This window comes from Streptomyces sp. NPDC039609, assembly GCF_055596705.1.
Genome location: NZ_JBVIUJ010000003.1, coordinates 546247 through 567638 on the forward strand (window position 1 = coordinate 546247; position 21392 = coordinate 567638).

18 protein-coding genes are annotated in these 21392 nt (G+C 71.1%); 8 read left to right on the forward strand and 10 right to left on the reverse strand.

Annotation, left to right across the window (positions count from 1 at the left end; translation table 11 throughout):
• Positions 1–7: 7 nt before the first annotated feature.
• Complete coding sequence (locus tag ACZ561_RS11495; protein ID WP_470992552.1) at positions 8–1564, forward strand: APC family permease; 1557 nt, start codon at positions 8–10, stop codon at positions 1562–1564.
• A complete protein-coding gene (locus ACZ561_RS11500; protein WP_470992556.1) occupies positions 1561–3123 on the forward strand; it encodes a GMC family oxidoreductase in 1563 nt (520 codons plus the stop codon). The genes ACZ561_RS11495 and ACZ561_RS11500 overlap by 4 nt, the downstream gene beginning before the upstream one ends.
• A 45-nt stretch (positions 3124–3168) precedes the next feature.
• Here ACZ561_RS11500 and ACZ561_RS11505 read toward each other — a convergent pair whose 3' ends face one another.
• A complete protein-coding gene (locus tag ACZ561_RS11505; RefSeq protein ID WP_470992559.1) occupies positions 3169–4968 on the reverse strand; it encodes a S8 family peptidase in 1800 nt (599 codons plus the stop codon).
• 951 nt (positions 4969–5919) lie between these two features.
• On the reverse strand, positions 5920–6198 hold the full coding sequence (locus ACZ561_RS11510; protein WP_470992562.1) for a hypothetical protein: 279 nt from the start codon (positions 6196–6198) through the stop codon (positions 5920–5922).
• Positions 6199–6376: 178 nt separating this feature from the next.
• Here ACZ561_RS11510 and ACZ561_RS11515 point away from each other — a divergent pair, with 178 nt between their 5' ends.
• Positions 6377–6568 (forward strand): hypothetical protein, encoded by a 192-nt coding sequence (locus tag ACZ561_RS11515; RefSeq protein ID WP_470992565.1) that lies wholly within the window; start codon positions 6377–6379, stop codon positions 6566–6568.
• A 42-nt stretch (positions 6569–6610) separates the two neighbouring features.
• Here ACZ561_RS11515 and ACZ561_RS11520 read toward each other — a convergent pair whose 3' ends face one another.
• Entirely contained in the window at positions 6611–7834 is a 1224-nt protein-coding gene (locus ACZ561_RS11520; RefSeq protein ID WP_376440785.1) for an FUSC family protein, read from the reverse strand.
• 178 nt (positions 7835–8012) lie between these two features.
• Here ACZ561_RS11520 and ACZ561_RS11525 point away from each other — a divergent pair, with 178 nt between their 5' ends.
• A complete protein-coding gene (locus ACZ561_RS11525) occupies positions 8013–8741 on the forward strand; it encodes a VOC family protein (protein WP_470992568.1) in 729 nt (242 codons plus the stop codon).
• A gap of 24 nt (positions 8742–8765) precedes the next feature.
• Here ACZ561_RS11525 and ACZ561_RS11530 read toward each other — a convergent pair whose 3' ends face one another.
• A complete protein-coding gene (locus ACZ561_RS11530) occupies positions 8766–9383 on the reverse strand; it encodes a DUF6197 family protein (protein WP_470992572.1) in 618 nt (205 codons plus the stop codon).
• A 160-nt stretch (positions 9384–9543) separates the two neighbouring features.
• Between ACZ561_RS11530 and ACZ561_RS11535 the strand changes: the two genes are divergently transcribed.
• A complete protein-coding gene (locus ACZ561_RS11535) occupies positions 9544–11121 on the forward strand; it encodes a GMC oxidoreductase (RefSeq protein ID WP_470992575.1) in 1578 nt (525 codons plus the stop codon).
• A gap of 2 nt (positions 11122–11123) precedes the next feature.
• Here ACZ561_RS11535 and ACZ561_RS11540 read toward each other — a convergent pair whose 3' ends face one another.
• Together ACZ561_RS11540 and ACZ561_RS11545 are read right to left on the reverse strand one after the other, a co-directional pair.
• The gene (locus ACZ561_RS11540; protein ID WP_470992578.1) at positions 11124–11603 is read right to left on the reverse strand and encodes a carboxymuconolactone decarboxylase family protein; all 480 of its coding nucleotides are present in this window, start codon (positions 11601–11603) and stop codon (positions 11124–11126) included.
• Positions 11600–12679, reverse strand: coding sequence for an NAD(P)H-dependent amine dehydrogenase family protein (locus tag ACZ561_RS11545; RefSeq protein ID WP_376440771.1), 1080 nt, complete (start codon positions 12677–12679; stop codon positions 11600–11602). The genes ACZ561_RS11540 and ACZ561_RS11545 overlap by 4 nt, the downstream gene beginning before the upstream one ends.
• Before the next feature lie 130 nt (positions 12680–12809).
• On the opposite strand from ACZ561_RS11545, the gene ACZ561_RS11550 reads away from it, so the two are divergent.
• The 3 genes from ACZ561_RS11550 (at position 12810) to ACZ561_RS11560 (ending at position 15365) form a co-directional block, all read left to right on the forward strand.
• The gene (locus tag ACZ561_RS11550) at positions 12810–13169 is read left to right on the forward strand and encodes a DUF779 domain-containing protein (RefSeq protein ID WP_470992581.1); all 360 of its coding nucleotides are present in this window, start codon (positions 12810–12812) and stop codon (positions 13167–13169) included.
• A gap of 103 nt (positions 13170–13272) precedes the next feature.
• Positions 13273–14460, forward strand: a complete 1188-nt coding sequence (locus ACZ561_RS11555) for a phosphodiester glycosidase family protein (protein ID WP_470992584.1) — start codon at positions 13273–13275, stop codon at positions 14458–14460.
• 104 nt (positions 14461–14564) lie between these two features.
• Positions 14565–15365, forward strand: coding sequence for a VOC family protein (locus tag ACZ561_RS11560; RefSeq protein WP_376440763.1), 801 nt, complete (start codon positions 14565–14567; stop codon positions 15363–15365).
• A gap of 52 nt (positions 15366–15417) precedes the next feature.
• On the opposite strand, the gene ACZ561_RS11565 is transcribed toward ACZ561_RS11560, so the two are convergent.
• From ACZ561_RS11565 to ACZ561_RS11580, 4 genes are all read right to left on the reverse strand, one after another.
• On the reverse strand, positions 15418–17001 hold the full coding sequence (locus ACZ561_RS11565; RefSeq protein ID WP_470992587.1) for a hypothetical protein: 1584 nt from the start codon (positions 16999–17001) through the stop codon (positions 15418–15420).
• Between the two features lie 131 nt (positions 17002–17132).
• Positions 17133–17327, reverse strand: a complete 195-nt coding sequence (locus tag ACZ561_RS11570; RefSeq protein ID WP_329112937.1) for a hypothetical protein — start codon at positions 17325–17327, stop codon at positions 17133–17135.
• Between the two features lie 142 nt (positions 17328–17469).
• The gene (locus tag ACZ561_RS11575; RefSeq protein ID WP_470992590.1) at positions 17470–18852 is read right to left on the reverse strand and encodes an extracellular solute-binding protein; all 1383 of its coding nucleotides are present in this window, start codon (positions 18850–18852) and stop codon (positions 17470–17472) included.
• Positions 18849–21392, reverse strand: a complete 2544-nt coding sequence (locus ACZ561_RS11580) for a substrate-binding domain-containing protein (RefSeq protein WP_470992593.1) — start codon at positions 21390–21392, stop codon at positions 18849–18851. Before ACZ561_RS11580 ends, ACZ561_RS11575 begins: the two co-directional genes overlap by 4 nt.

The following is a 21392-nucleotide window of genomic DNA, read 5'->3' on the forward strand; positions in this document are numbered from 1 at the left end:
TCACACCATGGCAATCGCTCCACCGTCCCAGGCGGCCGACGACGCCGAGCTCGCCGAGTTCGGGTACCGCCCTGAACTGAAGCGGACGCTCGGCAACTTCCACACGTTCGCGGCCGGCATCTCGTACATATCGATCCTCACCGGCACCTTCCAGCTCTTCTACTTCGGCTACGCCAGCGGCGGCCCCGCCTACTGGTGGTCGTGGCCGATGGTCTTCGTCGGGCAGTTCATGGTCGCGCTCTGCTTCGCGGAGCTGGCGGCCCGCTATCCGGTCGCGGGGTCCATCTACAACTGGGCGAAGAGAGTGGGCAATCCGCACATCGGCTGGCTGGCCGGCTGGATGATGCTCATCGCCTCGGTCGTGTCCATCGCGGCCGTGGCCCTCGCCTACCAGCTGACGCTCCCCCAGATCTCCTCGTTCTTCCAGTTCGTCGGGGACGGCTCGGGGACGTACGACGTGGCGACCAACGCGGTGCTCCTCGCCGCCGGTCTGATCCTCTTCACCACGGTCGTCAACGCCTTCGGCGTGAAGCTGATGGCTCGGATCAACACCGCGGGCGTCTTCCTCGAACTCATCGCCACCGTCGTCCTGATCGTGCTCCTCGCGATCAACGTCGTCCGGGGCCCGGAGGTCGTCACGGAGACGGCCGGCACCGGCGACGGGCAGAGCTTCGGGTACCTCGGGGCGTTCCTGATCGCCTCGCTCGCCTCGGCCTATGTGATGTACGGCTTCGACACCGCGGCCTCACTGGGCGAAGAGTCCCTGGACCCCTCCCGCAATGCGCCGCGCGCGATCATCCGGGCCATCGTCGCCTCGTTCGTCCTGGGCGGGCTGATCCTGATCCTGGCGCTGATGAGCGTGTCGAGCCTGCGGGGCGAGAAGCTGTCCACGGACGGGCTGCAGTACGTCGTCCTCGACGTCCTCGGACCGACGGCCGGCAAGGCCATGCTGTGGTGCGTGCTGATCGCCGTCACCGTATGCGCGCTCGCGGTGCACACCGCGGCCGTACGGCTCGCCTTCGCCATGGCCCGGGACAACAACCTCCCCGCGTCCGGGCGGCTCGCGAAGGTCAGCCCGCGCTTCGGCACCCCGATCCTGCCGACGGTCGTCATCGGCGTCCTGGCGCTGGCGATCCTGCTGGTGAACATCCGCCAGCCGCAGATCTTCACCGTGGTCACCAGCATCGGCATCGTGATGATCTACGTCGCCTATCTGCTGGTCACCGGGCCCATGCTGGTCGCCCGGCTGCGCGGCCGATGGCAGCCCGCCGAGGGGAAGTTCTCGCTCGGCCGCTGGGGACTGCCCGTCAACATCCTGGCCGTGCTGTGGGGCGGGGCGATGACGCTCAACCTCATCTGGCCGCGAGCGGCCGTCTACAACGCCGCCGCCCCCTACCACTGGTATCTGCGCTGGGGCGCCGTCCTGTTCGTCGGCGCGATCGCGCTGGGCGGCTTCGCCTACTACTGGTTCGTCCAGCGGCACCGTACGGGCGTTCTGGCGGAACACGCCGCCGTCACGTCCCCCGGAGCCGCTGCGTTGAAGAAGGAAGTCACCCCCTCATGACCGATACGTTCGACAGCGCAGAGTTCGACTACGTCGTCGTCGGCGGTGGAACCGCGGGCAACGTCGTCGCCGCACGGCTCAGCGAGGACCCGTCCGTGACGGTCTGTGTGCTGGAGGCGGGGCCGAGCGACGTCGGAAACGACGACGTCCTCAAGCTGGAGCGGTGGATGGGGCTGCTGGAGTCCGGCTACGACTGGGACTACCCGGTCGAACCCCAGGACAGCGGCAACAGCTTCATGCGGCACGCCCGCGCCAAGGTGCTCGGCGGCTGTTCCTCGCACAACTCCTGCATCGCCTTCTGGGCACCGGCGGAGGATCTGGACGACTGGGCGGGCGCCGGCTGCACCGGCTGGAGCGCGGCGGACCTCTTCCCGCTGTACCGCCGTCTGGAGAACAACGACGCCCCGGGTGACCACCACGGCCGGACCGGACCCGTCAAGCTCCGCACCCTCAAGGGCGGGGACCCGTGCGGCGAGGCGCTGCTCAAGGCGTGTGCCCAGGCCGGCATCCCCACGACCCCCTTCAACAGCGGCTCGACGGTGGTGCGGGGCGCGAACTGGTTCCAGATCAACTCGGACGAGAACAACATCCGGCAGTCCTCCTCGGTCGCGTACCTCCATCCCATCCTGGGCAAGCGCCCCAACCTGGAGGTACGCACCGGGGTACGGGCGAAGAAGCTGGTCCTCGACGGGCGGCGCTGTGTCGGCGCCGAGTACCTGGACCCGGACCTGATCCACACCCGGACGGTCCGCGCCCGCCGCGAAGTGATCGTCTCGTGCGGTTCCATCGACACTCCGAAGCTGCTGATGCTGTCCGGCATCGGCCCGGCGGAGCATCTGCGGGAGACGGGCGTCGAGGTGCTCGTGGACTCCGCGGGAGTCGGCGAGAACCTTCAGGACCACCCCGAGGGCGTCATCATGTGGGAGGCGGCGCAGCCGATGACCACCACGTCCAGCCAGTGGTGGGAGGCGGGCATCTTCTACGACACCGAGCCGGGTCTGGACCGGCCGGACCTGATGTTCCACTACGGCTCGGTGCCCTTCGACATGAACACCAGCCGGCACGGCTATCCGACCTCCGAGAACGCCTTCTGTCTGACGCCCAACGTCACCCGTGCCAAGTCCCGGGGCACGGTGCGGCTGCGCACCCGTGACTACCGTGACAAGCCGAGGGTCGACCCCCGGTACTTCACGCACGAGCACGACGCCCGGGTGATGACGTACGGCCTCAAGCTCGCGCGCCGCATCGCGCAGCAGCCCGCGCTCTCGGGCTGGGCGGGCGCCGAACTCGCGCCGGGGCCCGACGTCCGTACCGACGACGAGCTGCTCGACTACATCCGCAAGACGCACAACACCGTCTACCACCCGGCGTGCACGGTGAAGATGGGTGCGGACGACGACCCGACGGCGCCGCTCGACGCCCGGCTGCGGGTCAAGGGGGTGGCGGGGCTGCGGGTCGCCGACGGGTCGGTGATGCCGGACCTCGTCACCGTCAATCCGTGCATCACGACCATGATGATCGGTGAGAAGTGCGCCGATCTGCTCCGCGAGGACGCGTGACGGGGCGCCCGACCCGGCCGGTGCCGGGTCGGGCGCCCTCTCGGCCTAGAAGGTGAGGTTCCAGGCGTCGATCTTGCCGGTGTCCTGGGCGGCGTTGTCGTTCACACGGAGCTTCCAGACGCCGTTCGCGACCTCGGAGGAGGCGTTGACGGTGAAGGTCTGGACGATGTTGTCCGTGCCGCTGCCGGTCCGGTTGTGCACGGTGTACACGGTGCCGTCGGGGGCGACGAGGTCGACCTTCAGGTCACCGATGTAGGTGTGCTTGACGTCCACCCCGACCTTCAGGGTGGCCGGCGCGTTGCCCGTGACGCCGCTGACCGTGATCGAGCTCTCCACGGTGGCGTTGTCGGAGATCGTGACGTCGCCGAGGTTCTCGAAGTACGCGCCGGGCGGCGGGGTGGAGCCGCCGACGGCCTTCAGCGCGTCGACCGCGCCCTCACCGAAGAAGCCGTTCTTGGTCGTGGTGCCCTTGCAGCGGGTGTCCGAGGGGCAGGCCCGGTCCGTGGCCTGCACGCCCAGCTGGTCCCGGATCTGCGCCGGGGTGAACGCCGGGTTCACGCTCGCGATCAGCGCGGCGACGCCCGCCACGTGCGGGGAGGCCATCGACGTGCCGTTCATGTTGCCGTACTTGCCGCCCGGGAGCGTCGAGTAGACACCGGAGGCGCCGTCGCCGCCCGGGGCCGCGATGTCGATCACGCCGTTGCCGAAGTTCGAGTACGAGGCCTTCGCGCCGCCGTTGCCCTGCGACGCGACCGTCACGACACCCGGGAGCTCGGTCGGGATGTCGATGCAGGCGTTGGTGATGGTGCGGGTGACCGGCGTGGAGTCGTTGGGGCTCTCGCTGTCGGTGGTCTTGTTCGCCAGGTCGTAGTTGGAGTTGCCTGCCGCGGCGACCTGGAGCGAGCCCTTGCCCTCGGCGTACGCCTGGGCGCGCTTGACGCCCTCGATGATGGCGGCCTGGTCCACGTTGTCCGGGCAGTTGAACTGCCACGGGTCCGTGTAGTAGCTGTTGTTGGTGACCTTGAAGCCGTGGTCGCCGGCCCACATGAAGCCGCAGACGGTGTTCTCGGCGAAGAAGAGGCTGCTGGTCGGCTCGGCGATACGGACCGAGGAGATCTTCACGCCCGGCGCGACGCCGATGACGCCCTTGCTGTTCTTGGCGGCGGCGACGGTGCCGGCGACGTGCGTGCCGTGCGTGCCGACGTCCCGCCAGGCGCCGGCGCGGGTGTCCGCCTTGCCGTAGGCGCAGGAGACCGAGTCGGCCGCGTTGAAGTTGGGCGCGATGTCCTGGTGCTGGTCGTCGACGCCGGTGTCGAGGATGCCGACCTTCACGGAGGCGGAACCGGTGGTGACGGCCCAGGCCTGGTCTGCCTTGATCTGGGTCATGTCCCAGCGGTTGGACTCCGTGAGCGTCGTCGGCGACTGCGCCGGGTTCGCGGGGAGCGCCGGGTTGTAGGCGTCGGCGGGGACGTCGGAGGTACGGGTGGCGCCGACCTGCTGGACGCCGGCGACCGTACGCATCGTCGAGGCGAAGCCCGTGGACGTCGAGTGGGCGACGATGACGCCGATGGCGTCGTACGAGGCGAAGACCGAACCGCCGTTGCTCGCCACGGCGTTGCGCACGGCCGTGGTGTCACCGGGAGCGGTGATGACCAGGTAGGCGCGGGTACCGGCGGCCCAGGCGGCGGGGGCGGCGACGTTCGCCGTCCTCGACACCGAGGCGCCGGAGGGCTCAGGGGTGGTCGATTCCACTGCCTGGGCGGGGGCGGCGAGGGCGACGGCCGCGCCGAGAGCGGCGGCGGCCGCGACCGAGAGTCTCAGCCGGCTGGATATGTGGGAAAACAATGCGTCCTCCGATGACCGGGTGGCGCTGGTGGCGCCGACCTGGCCGTGTGATGTGTGGGGTGGACGCAAGATCCCAGACGTTGCCGTGCGGAAGGAAGGATTCTGTCCGACAAGCCCGTTGGCGTTACAGAGTGTTGACCTGACGGGGCGCCGGTCGGGGAGGGTTTCCGCCTCGATGCGGCGCTTCGTTCCGGCTGGTACGTACCGGGCACCGAGCCGGGCCATCTCGACGCGGGATCCCCGGCCGACGGCTGTCGAGGGCGCCGTGCGAGTGCTGCCGGGCGGGGACGACGTCGTACGGAGGGCCGACCACCGGCCGGTTCCCGAGGGCGCCGCTGCCGGGCGGGGACGACGTCGTACGGAGGGCCGACCACCGGCCGGTTCCCGAGGGCGCCGCTGCCGGGCGGGGACGACGTCGTACGGGAGGGTCGACCACCGGCCGGTTCCCGAGGGCGCGGAATGAGAACGGTCCTCACGCCCACCGGGCGGGCACGCCGGCTCCGTCGGCGGATCACCGCGCTGTTCGCCCTCACCAGCGCCCTGGGGCTCCTCGCGCCGGCCACCCTCGCCGTCCCTAGCGACGACGCGCGGCGGCGAGAGCAGCTCGACCGGTCGGATGAACCCCGACAGCGCGCAGGCGATCGGCCTGCTCACGCACGACGCGGCCCACGACCTGCGGACGCAGGTCGCCTCACCGCGGATGCTCGCCGACACCGCCCCTGCGCGGCGAGACGGACACCACCGCCGTCCTGCGCCGCACTATGCGGCCGGCGGACGGCGTGGGCGGCCCGGACGCCGGTCCCGGGCTGCCTCCGGACGCCGTCGAGTCCCTGTTCGACCGCTTCCGCAGCGGGGTCGACCGGGCTCGGCCTCTCGATCGCCTCGTGGGTCGCCCACGCGCACGGGGAGCGCGCGACGGGGGCGCCCGCTTCGTGCTGCGCCCGCCGACCGTCAGTAGAGGCGCGGGGACATGACCTGAGGCTCGACGCCTGGCACTTCCAGGACGCAGCGGGGGATGCCGGGACCGGGCGCCGCACGGACCGTCGCCGGGGTCGGCGGTTCGGTCGGCAGCTCGATGTGCACAGCCACCGGGTGGCCGTGCCCGGACGTGGCGTGCCCCGTCTCCTTGCCGTCGACGAGGACCTCCACCACCGCGGTGTGGCCGGTCTGGATGGTGACGGTGACCGAGTGCCCCGCGTGGTCGATGTGGAAATGGTGGCGTCGTCTCATGGGGTCGCCTCCGACCGGTCGCCGTCCACGCCCCCAGAACCAGGGTAGCCATCCGGTACCGGGCCAGCCTGGTCGCGGTCGCGGCGGCGTCACCCGAACAGCCCCCCTCCAGGCGTGCAACCACCCCTCCGTCCGGTGCACTGGAGAAGGAACACGTCCGCCGAGCATGGAGACGACCATGTACGAAATGCACGTCGGCATAGCGCCCCGAGACGGGATCTTCGTCTGGCACGTGGCCGCGACGGGCACCGCGACCGCCCTGTGCGGGCAGTCCCTCCACGAGGAGCCCCTCGAAGAGCGCGAGAGGACCGACCGTCACTGCACCCCCTGCATGAGCTCGTTCCAGGAGTTGATGAACGACCGGCATTGAGGGGCGGGACCTCCAGGAGGACACCGCCTCGACCTCGTTCCGCTAGACCTCGAGGCGGTCCCGCAGGGCCGACAGCGGCGTGCGCTTCGCGGCGCGTTCGCGCGAGTGGCGGTCGAGCTCCTCCATGAGACGGCGGCCGCGGTGGCCGGGATCCAGTTCGTCGAGGATCCGGTCGATCTCCGCGAGCAGCGCGCCGTGGAGCTGCCACTGCCGGGGGTCCCTCAGGACGCCCCGGAGCAGCAGGTCGGCGACGTGGTCACGGACCGCGCGGGTCGCGACGAGCTCCCCGGCGAGCCGCTCCTCCGCGGCATCGGCGTTCGCGCTGACGCGTGCGGTGACGAGGACGGCGTAGCTCACGAGGGCGTCCGCGACTCGCGCCAGGAGGTCTTCGAGCGCGATCGCCACGTCTCTCGGGAAGAGCTCCTCCTCCCTGCGTTCCTTGGCGAGGTCGGCGAGCGTGCGGGCCAGGACGCGCAGGACGACGGCGCAGATCTCCAGGGTGTCGAGCCCGGTGCGCAGGACGACGCGGTGCAGAAGTCCCTCCTTCACGCGCGGATTGAGGCGCAGGCTGTCCTCGGCCTGTCGCAGCGCCGCGTCGACGTCGGCCACGTCGTTGTCGAGCCGGCGCGCCTCGTGCAGCCGCGCCTCGTGCCTGCGCGCGGCGGCATACGCGACGGGGGCCTGGGTCGCGACCTCCTCACCCATGCGCAGCAGCAGCTGCCGCATCCGCCGTGCCAGGTCCTCGATGGACTCCCCCGCCGATCCGACCCAGACCGGTGGCACGAGCAGGATGTTGAAGAGCAGGCCCACCACGGCCCCGATGAGGGTTTCCAGGACCCGGTCCCAGGCGGTGTTGGTGACCTGGGTGACGCCGAGGACGAGCATGGCGCTGATCGCGACCTCGGGCACGAACTCGTCGACGCGCACGAACCGGCCCACCACCAGCGAGGCCAGGATGATCAGCCCGAGACTCCACCAGGTCAGCCCGACCAGGGCGCTGAACGCGATCGCGATGATCACTCCGACGACCACGGCGTTGACGCGGCGGATCCCGGTCTTGAGCGTGGAGTAGAGCGTCACCTGGACGACGAGCAGGGCGGTGAGCGGCGCGGTCAGCGGTGCTGCCTCGCTGCTCAGCTGGAGGGCGACGACATAGGAGATCGTCGCCGCGGCGGTGGACCGGAGGGTCTGGACGACGACCGGGTCCCTGCGCCGCGCGAGCAGGTCGGCCAGCGGTTCTCGTAGCGCGGCGCGCACGTCCGTCACCTTTCAAGGTTTTCGCACCCTCGGCCGCTTCGCACTCTGTACCGGGACGGCCCGCCGGAATGGCGATCTCGCCGGGGGTACGGTGGGATGAGAACGATCACGCGTCCACGACGGATGGATGAAGGTTGTGTCGACCTCGAGCCATGCGGTGTCCGGCGCCCCCTGTTGGGTCAGTCTCATGGCCCGGGACCTCCGAGCCGCCGAGTCCTTCTACGGTGCCGTCTTCGGCTGGCACTTCCGCCCCACCCGGTTGGGTGAGGAGTTCTCCGTCGCCCTGAGCGAGGGGGCGCCGGTCGCCGGAATCGGCGCCTTGGCGCCACGTCTGGCCGTGGCGGTCGCCTGGACGCCGTACTTCGCCGTCGACGACGCGGATGTGACCGCGGCCCGTATCCGGGAGCGCAGCGCCACCGTGGCCGTCGGGCCTCTGCGGTTCGGTACGGGGCGGGCGGCGCTCGCCTCCGACCGCGAGGGCGCCGTCTTCGGCATCTGGGAGGGCGAGGTGATCCCCGACTGGAGTGTCGGCAAGGGAGGCGCCCCGGCCTGGCTGGAGCTGCGGACGAGGAACGCCTTCGACGCGGCCATCTTCTACGCCGAGGTGCTGGACTGGGCCGGCGAGCGGCCCGGCTGCTGCCAGGTCTCCTACGAGGACGACCATGTCGTGCTGAGTCACGCGGGCATCACCGTCGCCCGGCTGTTCGGCGGCGCGGTGGAGGCGGCCCCCGATCCGCAGGTCAGGCCGCGCTGGCATGTGCACTTCCGGGTGCCCGACGTCGACATCGCCGCCGAGACGGCCCTCAAGGCCGGCGGTACGACGGCTTCGGCCGTACTCCCTTCGGGCAACGGCCGGCGCGTCACGCTGCGCGATCCGGACGGCGGGCTCTTCACGGTGTCCGACAGCGTGGAGTGACGGCGGGGCGTCCCGTCCGGAAGGTCACTCGCCCGCGTGCGCCGCCCGGCGGATCGTCGCGTCGAGGAGGGCCAGGGCCTGGTCCGCGGTACGTCCCGGTGCGCGGTTCCAGGGGCCGATGAGGCCGGTCCAGCCCTGGGCGCGCAGTTCGGTGACGATCCAGGCGGCGGAGCGGTTCATGGTGTCGGCGCTGCCGTAGCCGAGGCGGTGCGCGGTGAGCAGGGCGCCGCAGAGGCAGCGGGCGCCCCGGGCGTCCCGGAGCCGGTACGGGCGGTTCTGCCAGCCCCATTCGACCAGGACGTGGCGGGCGTGGGCGAGGTGGGTGGAGGGACGCAGGTCGGCCTGTCCGACGCGGCGCCAGGTGTGCAGCCGGTCGGGCAGGACCGCGCCGAGGCGTCCGGGGAGCCGCCGTTCGGTGGGCGGGGGCGTGGTGAGGCCGGCGAGGGCGGTGGCGACGAGCTGGTCGACGGGGACGGTGAGCAGCCGACGCCAGTCCTCGGGGGCGGGCGGGGCTTCCACCGGGGCGGGCGGGGCTTCGGCGGGGGTGCCCCAGTGCCGGACGATCTCCTGCCAGGCGGCGGTGTCGTAGAGCCGCGCGGCGGCGTGGTCGACGGTCTCGGGGGCGAGGGTCGGCAGGGACATGGGCGCTCCGGACTCAGCGGTTCTCCAACTCATCAGAATGTCGGCTTTGCCCCGATCATTCTTGAGCGATCCACCCAAAAGTTACCAATCGGTATGCCGTGACTTCCCATCCGGGCGGCAGTAGAACTCGTTCCCATTCCACCCGACAGTGAGGAACAACATGGCTGTCTCACGCCGTGGATTCATCACGGGAACAGGTTCTATTCTCGGCGCCTTGGCGCTCCCCTCACACGCCTACGGATCGACCACGCAGGGCCGCATCCCCGCTCTGGTGATCGGCACCGGATACGGCGGCTCCGTCGCCGCGCTGCGCCTCGCCCAGGCGGGCGTCGACGTGCGCATGGTCGAGATGGGCATGGCCTGGGACACCCCCGGCCCCGACGGCAAGATCTTCGCCAACACGACCACCCCCGACTACCGCTCGTTCTGGCTCCGCACCCGGACCAAGCAGCCGCTGAGCCAGTTCCTCGGCTTCCCGCTCGACAAGGACGTCCCCAAGCACACCGGCATCCTGGACGCCGAGGAGTTCGGCGGCATCACGGTCTACCAGGGCCGGGGCGTCGGCGGCGGTTCGCTGGTGAACGGCGGCATGGCGGTCACGCCGCGCCGCGAGAACTTCGGGGCGATCCTGCCCTCCGTGAACGCCGACGAGATGTACGACGTCTACTACCCCCGCGCCAACGCCGGCCTCGGGGTGACCGACGTCGACCCCGCCTGGTGGGAGAGCGCCGCCTGCTACCAGTACGCGCGGGTCGGCCGTAAGCACGCCCAGCGCTCCGGATTCCCGTTCGTCTTCGTGCCCAACGTCTACGACTGGGAGTACATGAAGCAGGAGCAGGCCGGCGCCGTGCCCAGATCGGCCCTGGCCGGCGAGGTGCTCTACGGCAACAACCACGGCAAGAAGACCCTGCAGAAGACCTATCTCGCGCAGGCTCGGGCGACCGGTCGGGTCACCGTCACACCCCTGCACAGGGTGGCGTCGGTGACTCCGGCGTCGGGCGGCGGCTACACGGTCGTGATGGACGTGCTCGACAGCGGCGGGAACGTCACGGCCACCACCTCCGCCGTCGCCGACCGGGTGTTCTTCGCGGCCGGCAGCGTCGGCACCAGCAAGCTGCTGACCAAGCTGCGGGCCACGGGCGCGCTGCCCCTCCTCAACGGCGAGATCGGCCAGGGCTGGGGCGACAACGGCAACGTCATGTGCGGCCGCGCGAACCACATGTGGGACCCGACCGGAAAGCTCCAGTCGTCCATGCCCACGGCCGGCATCGACAACTGGGCCGCGGGCGGGGCCTTCGCCGAGGTGGCGCCGCTACCGACAGGGATCGAGACGTACGCCTCGTTCTATCTGTCGATCACCAAGAACCCGCACCGCGCGGCGTTCTCGTGGAACGCAGCGGCGGGCCGCGTCGACCTCAACTGGCAGACCGCCTGGAAGCAGCCGTCCATCGACGCCGCGAAGACCATCTTCGACAAGATCAACGCGAAGGAGGGCACGATCTACCGCACCGACCTCTTCGGCGCGTACAAGATCTGGGGCGACCATCTCACGTACCACCCGCTCGGCGGCGCGGTGCTGAACCGCGCCACCGACAACTACGGTCGCCTCCACGGCCATCCGGGCCTCTATGTGATCGACGGCGCGCTGATCCCCGGCAACACCAGCGTCAACCCGTTCGTCACCATCACCGCGCTCGCCGAACGCAACATCGAGAAGATCATCGCCACCGATCTCTGAGGTCACTGGGTGGGCAGCACACACACCGCATCGAGGCCAAGCACCCGGTTGAGCCGCCCGAACGACAACCAGGAGCCGATGCTCATCGTCAGCTCCACGATCTCGGGCTGGCTGTAGTGAGCGGTCATACGAGTCCAGAAGTCCTCGTCGAGACCGTGATGATCCAGGGCGTACCGCTCGGCGTACTCCGCGGCCAGCCGCGTACGGTCGTCGAAGGCATCGGTGGTGCGCCACTGGGTCACCGCGTCCGCGAACGACTCCTCGACCTTCTCGCCGTCGCGGTCGGTCCGCCAGTCGAGGCAGAACAGACAGCCGTTGATCTGCGCGATGCGCAGCCGCGCGGCCTCGAACTCGCGCAGCCCCAGGGTCGTATGGGCGTAGACCGAGAGCGAGAAGTTCGCGGCGGCCGTCCCGATCTCGGGGACGACCTCGCCCCACACGTATTCGATCGGGTGCCTGCCGTCGGGTACGTCGATTCTCATGGCCGTTTCCTTCCCAGTCGGCCCACTGCGGGCCGCAGCGGGACGTCGAGCGCGTCGTAGAGGCCGGGCTTCGCGTCCACGAGCCAGTCGACGGCGTTCACCAGCCGGCCGACGGCCGTCGCGTTCCCGCCCGCGGAACGGTTCTCGCCCTCGTCGCTCGCCTCCACCGTGACCTCGATGCGGGGGCGTCCCTCGATGACCACCCGGTGCGCTCCCGTGCCGTCGGGCGGCGTCGGCCAGTCGGGGGCGCAGGAGGGGTGGATGCGGGTGATGTGCTCGACGACGATGCGGGGTTCGCCGCCGACGATGCCCTGCACCTCGAAGCGCACGGCGCCCTGTGTGCCGGCCTCGAAGACGCCCATCGTCCGGGTGGTGACCGTGGTGTCGAGGGCGCGCCGCTCCAAGGTCTCGCGGATCTCGTCGAGTTCGACGCCGAGGGCGCGGGCCATGAGCCGGAGCTGACCGCCCCACACCATGGTCGGGATCGACGGGGCGAGCATCAGGGGCTCGTACTCCATCGGGTGCCCCATGCCGATGAGGTGGCGGACCGAGTCCTCCTGCTCGTACGTGGAGTAGTCGAAGATCTCCTGGCAGCGGATCACGTCCACGGTGGTGCCGAGGCCGCTGATCAGCAGGGGGAGCACATCGTTGCCCCAGCCGGGGTCGACGCCGGAGACGAAGAGCGAGCCGCCACCCTCCGCGACGGCGGCGAGCACCGGGTCCCGGAACTCCGGCGGGGCGCTGCGCGGATCGTAGAGCGGGTAGAGCGCGGGGGTCACCACCACCGCGCCCGCGCGGACGGCCCTGACGACGTCGGCGAGCGCCTCGTCGGGCCGGATGTCGCCGGACGCGGCGTACACCACCGCTCGGGGCCGGGCCGCGAGCACGGCGTCGATGTCGTCGGTCGCCGGGACGCCCAGGGCGCGGTCGAGACCGGCGAGTTCGCCCGCGTCCCGGCCGACCTTGGCCGGATCGTGGACGAGGACGGCGGCGAGTGCGAGCGCCGGGTGGGCGTCGACGGCCCTGAGGGCCGCGCGGCCGACGTTTCCGGTGCCCCAGACAACGGTCGGAATCATGCGGGGAAGAGTAACCTGACGGATCGTCAGTTCCTAGAGGCGCGGACGATTTCGGCGGACGCAACCCTCTCGCAACCTCCGCCGGTGTTCGCTGGACCACCGAAGGACCCACGAGGAAGGGGCGCGGGAGATGGATCGACCCGGGGCACGTGTGGAGTTGACGCCCGCCGCGGCCGACCTGGTGCGGCGGCTGCGGGAGTCGCACGGCCCGCTGATGTTCCACCAGTCGGGCGGCTGCTGCGACGGCAGTGCGCCGATGTGCTATCCGGACGGGGAGTTCCGCACCGGCGCCTCGGACGTGCTGCTCGCCTCCCTGGAGGTCGCCGGCGTCACGGAGCCGGTCCCGTTCTGGATGTCCACGGCGCAGTTCGAGCTGTGGAGTCACACGCGGCTGATCGTGGACGTCGTACCGGGGCGGGGCAGCGGATTCTCCCTGGAGGCCCCGGAAGGCGTCCGTTTCCTCATCCGTTCCCGACTGGTCGGCTCCTAGTCGCTCGACCGGAGCGGGGGTCTGGTCAACTCAGTTGAATCCTGGGAGATTTGACGGGACGCCGGGGGGAATCGTGCGAGGTCCGGGTACACGTGCGTGCGCGTTGGCGACCGTCCTGCTGGCCTGGTGCGCCCTGCTGGCCGGGGCCACGCCGGGGACGGCCGAGGCCGTCTGGACGGAGGTCGCCCGGGGTGTCGCGTACCGCTCCTTCGACGTGGCCGCGCTCGGCGGGCCGACCCGGGTCCATCTGCTCTCCGTCGATCTGCGCGAGTCGGGGGTCGACGTCGATCTGCTGACGCCAGGGGCCGTCGGGGCGCGCGCCCCGTTGTCCGTGCTCGCCGGAACGCGCGGCGCGGTCGCCGCGGTCAACGGGGACTTCTTCAACATCACCGAGACCCAGCACCCGGGCGTCGAGGCGACCGGTGCGCCGGTCGGTCCCGCGATCGCCGGCGGGCGGGTACTGAAGGCGGCGGTGCCGACCGGACAGCGCTTCGGCCCCGCCCTGCCGCCGGGCACCGACACGCGCGAGGTGCTGGGCGTGGGCGTCGACGGCCGGGCCCGGCTCGGCCGGCTCACCCTGGACGGCGCGGTCTCCACACCCCGGGGCGGGCTGGCGCTCGGCGGCCTGAACCAGTACGCGCTGCCCGTCGACTCGGTCGGTGTGTTCACCTCCCACTGGGGCGCCGCCTCACGGCTGCGCGCCACCTGCGGTACGGACGCGGACCGCGCGGCGCCGTGCAGTGCGGAGACGTACGAGGTGACGGTGCGCGACGGAAGGGTCGTCGCGATGGCCGACACGCCCGGCCGGGGAACGATCGCCGTCGGCACCCAGGTACTCGTCGGCCGGGAGGCGGGCGCGCGGAGACTGCGCTCGCTGACCGTCGGCGACCGGGTCGGCGTGCGCCATCGGCTCGTCGCGGACGGCTCCCGGGTCCCGTACCGCTTCGCCGTCGGCGGCTATCCGGTGCTGCGCTCGGGAGAGCCGCTGCCCGGCCTCGACGCGACCACCTCCGCCGTCCGCTCGGCGGCCGGTGTCATGGATCGTGGGCGCCGGCTGCTGCTGATGGCACTGGACGGGGCGCCCGAGCACCGCACCGGGCTCACGATCGCCGAGGTCGCCTCGGTCATGGCGGGCGTGGGTGCCGTGGACGCGTTCAGCCTCGACGGGGGTGGCTCCTCGACGCTGGTCACCCGCGACCCGGACGCCTCGGCCGTCACCGTGCGCAACCACCCGGCCGGAGGGGCCGAGCGTCCCGTACCGAACGGCATCGGGATCTTCGCGCGGGACTGAGCACGTCGGACACGCAGCGTCACCGAGCGAGGCGCGCCCGTACTGGCTAGCGTGGGTCACGGCACCCCATCGAGAACCTCATCGATCGGAAGAGAGTCACCGTCATGGCCGCACGACCTGAAGGCACACCCTGCTGGACCGACGCGATGTTCACCGACGTCGAGGGCGCCAAGACGTTCTACGGCGAGGTGCTGGGCTGGACCTTCGGCGAATCGTCCTCGGAATTCGGCAACTACACCCAGGCGTACAAGAACGGCAAGGCCGTCGCGGCGGTCGTCCCGCCCATGCCGGGCCAGGACGGCTCCCCGCAGTCGGCCTGGTGTCTGTACTACGCCTCGCCGGATGTCGCCGCCACGGCCGAGAAGATCAGGAGCAGCGGCGGCACCGTCGTCATGGAGCCGATGGCCGTCGGTGACTTCGGCTCCATGTGCCTGGCCCAGGACCCGGCCGGCGTCATGTTCGGCGTCTGGCAGCCCGGCTCCCACACGGGTTTCGAGCTGGAGGGCGAGCCCGGCTCCTACGTGTGGGCCGAGGTCTTCACCCGGGAGCCCGCGAAGTCGGACGACTTCCTCACGTCGGTGTTCGGCTACAACGCCAAGAAGATGGTCGACGACACCATGGACTACAAGGTCTTCGACCTGGGCGGCGACATGCCGGTCCTGGGGCGGATGAAGATGACGGCGGAGGACTTCCCGGCCGAGGTCCCGTCCTACATCCAGGTCTACTTCGCCGTCGACAACTGCGACCAAGCGGTCGACAGGGCCGTGAAGCTCGGCGGCCAGAAGGTCTTCGGGCCGATGGACAGCCCCTTCGGCCGGTTCGCGGCGATCATGGACCCGCAGGGCGCGGCGTTCGCGGTGATCGACGTGAAGACCACCGAGGGCGAGATGCCCGCGATGGTCTGAGACGGGTACGACAGGTGCCCGGGACCCCGGCGGTCCCGGGCACCGTCGTGTCTCAGGCTCCGTCGCGCACGGCGACGATCCCGTTGAAGACGCCGATGTACGCCGTCCCGTCGGGCCCGATGGTGATCGGTGCCCAGTTGTTGTCGTAGGCCGGACCGGTGCCGGTGAACCGCTTCCAGGTGCGCTGCCCGGTACGGAAGTCGACCGCCGTCAGATACCAGGCGTCGATGCCGAAGGCGTTCGGCTCCTTCTCGTAGAAGTACAGCAGGCCGTTGGCGGTGGACAGTTTGGGCACGGTGGAGGGCGAGCGGACGTCGCTCTCCCAGACGGTGTCGCAGCCGCTGCCGTCGGGGCGGACGTCGATCCTGGTCGCCCCGCCGACGACGCTGCGGCCGAAGGTCAGCGTCGTGGGGTTCTCGTAGCCGTAGTTGTTCTCGACGACCAGGCTGTTGCCCCAGCTGATCAGGGAGTTGTCGGTGGTCGAGGCGCCGGAACGGAACACCGGGACCTTGCAGACCAGGCGATCCGCGTCGGGGACGTCGGTGCCGCGCCGGTAGACGAGGACGTTCATCCGGTCGTCGGCGTTGTCGGTGATCGCGACGTAGGAGTCAGCGACACCGAAGAGGTCGGGAGTGGTGCCGGAACCCTGGTTCACCGAGCCGGGCTTGGTGCCGGTCCCCCGGTCGTACGTCTGGCGCCACTGGATCCGCGGGGTGCCGTCGGCGTCGGCGCGGAAGCTGTAGAGCGCGTGGTCGGAGACGATGGAGACGCCGTCCTCGGCGACCGAGAACGAGTTCTGGATCTCCTCGCCGACCAGCCGGACCGAGCGGAGCGTGCCGGTGGCGGGTTCGACCGTGCCGACCCGGCCGAGCCGGGTCACCCACCAGACACGGCCGTTCCAGTCGGGCATGACGGAGGTGACGGGGTCGCAGACGCCGCTCGGGAAGAGATTGGTCCAGCTGACGCAGTCGTGCGGGACGAGCGAGGTGAGGTCCCAGTCGTCCTCGACCGTGAACTGCCAGCTTCCGTCCGGCTTCTGACTGTGTGCGATACGGAGGATGTGCTGGCGGGAGTCGGCCAGGACGACCCGGTCCCGGTTGTCGAGGTAGAAGTAGGCGCCGCCCGAGGTGTCCTTGAAGATCTTCTCGAAGTCGAGGCGGGTGATGGCCTCGACGGTCGAGGAGCGCTGCGGCAGCCGGTACTCGGCGAGCGTGTCCAGGGTGCGGGGGTCGAGCAGCTTGAGCAGGAAGCCGGAGAAGGTGCCGCAGACGGTGAGGACGCGGCCGGCCGAGTCGAAGGTGACGGTGGCGCACTCGCCGCCGAGGGCCGCGATCTTCTCGCTGGACACCTTCGGGTCGCGTCCGAGCGGCCCGGAGAAGGGGTGGGTGCCGCTGCCCGCGCCGTCCGCGTGCATCCCGCTGCGCCCGTTGGGGGCGAGGTACGGGTGCTGGGCGGGCGGCGCGCCCGGTACGGGCAGGGCGGTGGCGGGAGCGCCGTCGTAGTGGTCGACGAGCCGGTGGCCGGGGGCCAGCGGTATGTCGTCGGCGAAGGCGGCGGGGGTGGCGAGCGCGAGGGCGGTCGCGCTCACCGCGGCGATCAGGGCGAGCACACGGGCTCGTCTTCGGGGGGTGGTCAATGCGGCTCCTCGGGTGCGTACGTCGGTCGCGCCGGCGGCCGACGTTAGGCCCGAGTTCGTGAGATGTACATGCAAATGCCTGTGGTTTCACGGGCACTTCATGATCGCGAAACGTTGCGTCGAACGGTGCGTCAGGGCTTGAGGCTGCTGACCACGTTGGCGGTGGCGGCGACCCCGTTCTGGATGGTCGGCGCCATGCTCGTGCCGGCGAGGAAGAAGCCGAGCAGGGCGCAGACCAGCGCGTGGGAGAGCTTGAGACCGCCGTTGCGGAGGAAGATCACCGCCAGAACGAGCAGCAGCAGTACGACAGAAACGGACACGGCCATCGCCCACACCCTCCTTGCGCCGCGCCGGAATCGCGGCGTTCGGCGGCCAGTGTGGCGCAGCGGGGGCGCCGTCCGGCCGTATGGCATGCCTGCCGAACGGGTGACATTCCCACCGCGGCGGTTCATCTGCGGTGGGACGGGCTCACGAGGACGGCTCGGGCAGGGCGTGTCGCAGTGCCGTGTCCAGCTCCCCCGCGAGGTGCTTGGGGTCGGCGGGACTGTCGCCGAACAGCTTGCTCAGATGCGTGGTGAAGGTCTGGGTGAAGGCCCCGTAGTGCGGGGTGCGGGGGCGGGTGACGGCCTCGCCCTTCAAGGCGGTGAGCAGGGTGGTCCGCGCGTACAGCGGGCGCCCGTCCTCACGCGGCATGCGGTCCGCGCTCTCCGCCGACGGCGAGGGCCCGGAGGCCGCCGGGAGCCGGCAGGACACCGCGTCCTCCGTGTACGCGGACTCCCGGGTGGCGGCGAAGCCCGCGTCGAGCAGGCAGCGTTCGCTCTGCGGGTCGGTGAGGAATGTGATCAGATCCCGCGCCGCATCAGCGCGCGCGCCGGTGGCGGACGAGGTGACGGCGAGGTTCTGGCCTCCGAGGACCGCCTTGCCGGGGAGCGGGGCGACTCCGAGCCTGTCGGGGGTGAACGACTGGTGCAATGTGCGGTAGGCGTAGGGCCAGTGGCGCAGGAAGGTCGTCCTGCCGTCGATGAAGGCGGTGAGGGACGCGGCTTCGTCGGAGCCGGTGGCGGCGGGGAGGAGGTAGGAGCTCTCGGTACGGTCGCGCAGCTCCTCGAGACCGTCCTCGAGGCCTCCGACGGTGGCGGTGTAGCGGCCGTTCTCGTCGGTGAGGCCGTCTTCGAGGACCGAGGCGAACGCCTCGATGCCGTTGACCGTCAGGCCTTCGTACGGGGCGAGTTGGCTGGTCCACCCCGCCTCGACGCCGGGCAGGTTGGCCTGTTCGACGGTCCTGATGAGGTCGCGCACGTCGTCCCAGGTGGTGTTCTCGTCGAGGCGGGTGTTCTTCTCCTGCACCCCGGCCTGCTCCAGATGGTCGCGGCGGTAGTAGAGCAGTCCGACGTCGGTGTTGAAGGGGACGGAGTAGGTCTTGTCCTTCCAACGGGCCGTACGGGCCACGGAGTCGATGACGTCGTCACCCACGAGGGCCGCGTCCAGCTCCTGGACGAGCTTCGTCTCGGCGAACTCGGGAACCCAGGTGACGTCCAGGTTGACCACGTCGTACCGGGCGCTGCCGGACTGGAGGGCGCCGAGCAGCTGACTGCGCTGCTGGTCGGCGGAGCCCGGCAGTTCGACCAGGCGCGCCTGGTGGGTGTTGCCCGGCCTGGCGTTCCACTCCTTGATCAGCTTCTCGCGGATGCCCCCCTTGCCGGTGACGTCCCGGCCGCTGGCGACCAGGAGCGGCGCACCGGAGTCCGTCGCGTTCTCGGGCGTATCGCCGCCCTCGCCCGTGCACGCGCCCAGCGCGAGAAGACCGGCGAGGAGGAAGGTGGTGGTGCGGCGGGATGTTCGTGCGGTCATGTCCCCTCCCCTGTACCGGTTCTGGCGACCTCGTCGCGCATCCCGGCGATGAGGTCCCCCGAGCCGTCCAGGCACCGCCCACCACTCGCGGCGGCGATCCGCTCGTCGGGCCGGCCCTTGGCGCAGCCGCCGACGTCCAGGGACGCCATGACGACCGGGACCCCGGCCTGCCCGAGGGTCGTGACCAGTCCCTCCAGCCGATCGCCGGTGAGACGGGTGTTGTCCTCGTCGTCCGTGACGAAGACGATCAGCCGGGGCCGGCTGTCGTCCCCCTCGTCCTCCGCCTGCATGGCGGTCACCGCGGCGCTCAACGCCCCGTACGGATCGGCCTCGTTGTCCGCGATCCGGGCCCCGCCGACGGTCCTCCTCGCCTCGTCGCGGTTCTTGTGCGTGCCGAGGTCCAGCAGAGGCGTGTACGGGCTGGCGGCTCCGGGCTTCGACGACACCGTCCACACGCCGTACTCGTCCTGGCCGCCCAGCCCGCCGAGGGACTGCTGGATGATCCCCGGGCCGCCGCCGGGGCCGTCCCACGAGCTCCTCATCGAACCGGAGTTGTCGAGCAGGAACAGCACCCTGCCGGGGCCGTTGGCCTTGCGGTACCCCTCCAGGGCGGCGTTCATCGTCTTGGCGTCGCCCGCGTCCGGAAGCCGCCCGGGGTCGGCGAGCGCGCCGGTGGCGGGGGGCGAGGCGGCCGGGGAGGCCGGGGTCTGCGCGTCTCCCGGCCCCGCGCGGTAGCCGTCGGCCGTGAACTCGGCCACTCCCTCCGGGCCGGTCAGCCAGAGGCGGAAGCGGTCGGCGGCATCGTCACGGGCCGCCTTGTCCTGGTCGCCGCCGTCCCAGTGGACCCGCACGAAGGGCAGGGTGAGCCGGGGCACGTCGGCCGGGTACTCTGCCACGCGGGGAGTCCGGGTCTGGCGCCCGCAGCCCACCCCCGTCCTCAGCAGGTGCTCCGGCACGAGCGCGGCGGTCTTCGTGTCGACCGCGGCCACCTTGGGCAGCTCGCACAGCAGCGCACGGCCGTCGGGCAGCGGTCGTCCGGGCGCCAGGTCGCGTTCCACCCCGGCCGCGGCGCCGGGACGGTTCCCGTACAGGCCCACGGTGGCGAGCAGTCCGGAGTCGGTGTGTTCCGGGTCGCTCCGCGCCACGACGGCGTCGGCGGCGCGCTGGGTCAGCGCCTCGACGAACTGGGCGAGCGGGCGGCCGACCCGGTCCTTCTCCGATCCCTCGGCCAGCTGGGCGGGGACGGCCAGCACCATCGGGGAGTGGGCGAACGGCTTGTGCGCCGTGAGCTCCACCGACGATCCGCCGCCGACGTAGGAGCGGGCACGGTCGACGGCTGCCGCCGAGCCGGGAATCCAGATGTCCGGCTGGGGGCCGACGTCCCGCTGGGGGTTGGTCTCGGCGTCGGGGTCCTGCCAGAAGCGGGAGGAGTCCCGGAAGGCGGCGACGGCGTCGGCGGCCTTGGCGCCGTAGACGGTGATGCCGCTGCGTCGACAGCCGTCGTCCCGGTTGGCGGGCGACTTCAGATATTCGTTGACCGCCCTGCGTACGGTCGGCTCGGAGTCCGGGTCGGTGAGCAGCCTCAGTTCCAGGGGAGACGTGCACGGGCTCGTCGGCATGGCGCGGTAGACGGCGAACCCCGCCACGACGGCCAGGGACAGGGCCAGGGCCGCCCAGGCCAGGACGGGAACACGACGCCATCGCCCGCTCGGTTGCGATGGGATGGGCGGAGGGGGCGGCGGAGGCGGAGGGGGCGGCGGCTCGACGTCGGCGGCGGTGAGGACGACGTCGGCGCCGTCGGCGGGGCAGCTCTGCGGCACCCACGGGGTCGGCTTCTTGCGCAGTGTGGTGTGGTTCGTGGACATGTACGTCCTGAGCGCGTCGGAGAGCGCGCTGAAGCTCACCTCGCCGCCGGCACCGTCGACGCCTTCCTCGAGCACGCGGACCAACTGGGCGGTGAAGGGTGTGGGCGTGCCGCCGTCCCCCGCGTCGATCCTGTCGTTCGCCTGTACGCAGGCGAGCAGCGAGATCCGCCCACGATGGTCCGCGGGCAGCTTGTTCCAGGCCGCCGACGCGTTGCCGGCGTAGCAGCAGTCGAGGACGACCACCACCTGCTCGGCCCGGGCCTGGCACAGGGCCGGGAGCACCTCGCTCCAGCGGACCGCCTGCAGGAACGCCGGTGGATCTCCCGGCACGATCGTCGTGCGGGGCATGGCGAGCCACAGTTCGTCCGGCTCGTTGTAGCTGGACACCAGACCGTGTCCGGCGAAGTACAGCAGCAGGAGCCCGTCCGCCCGGTCCCGGGCGCGCATGAGGTCGCGGAAGAACAGGTCGGAACCGGCCGGGCTGCTGGTGGTGATGTCCTCCTCGCGGAACACCCCACCCGTTCGCAGCGCCCTCTCCAGCTCCGTGCTGTTGTGCCGGACGGCCGCGATGTCGCCCAGCACGCCGGACGGATCCGGCGGCAGATCGGAGGTGTACTCGGGCACCGTGACGAGCAGAGCGTGGTTCACCCTTCCGCGCGGGTCGAAACGCGCCAC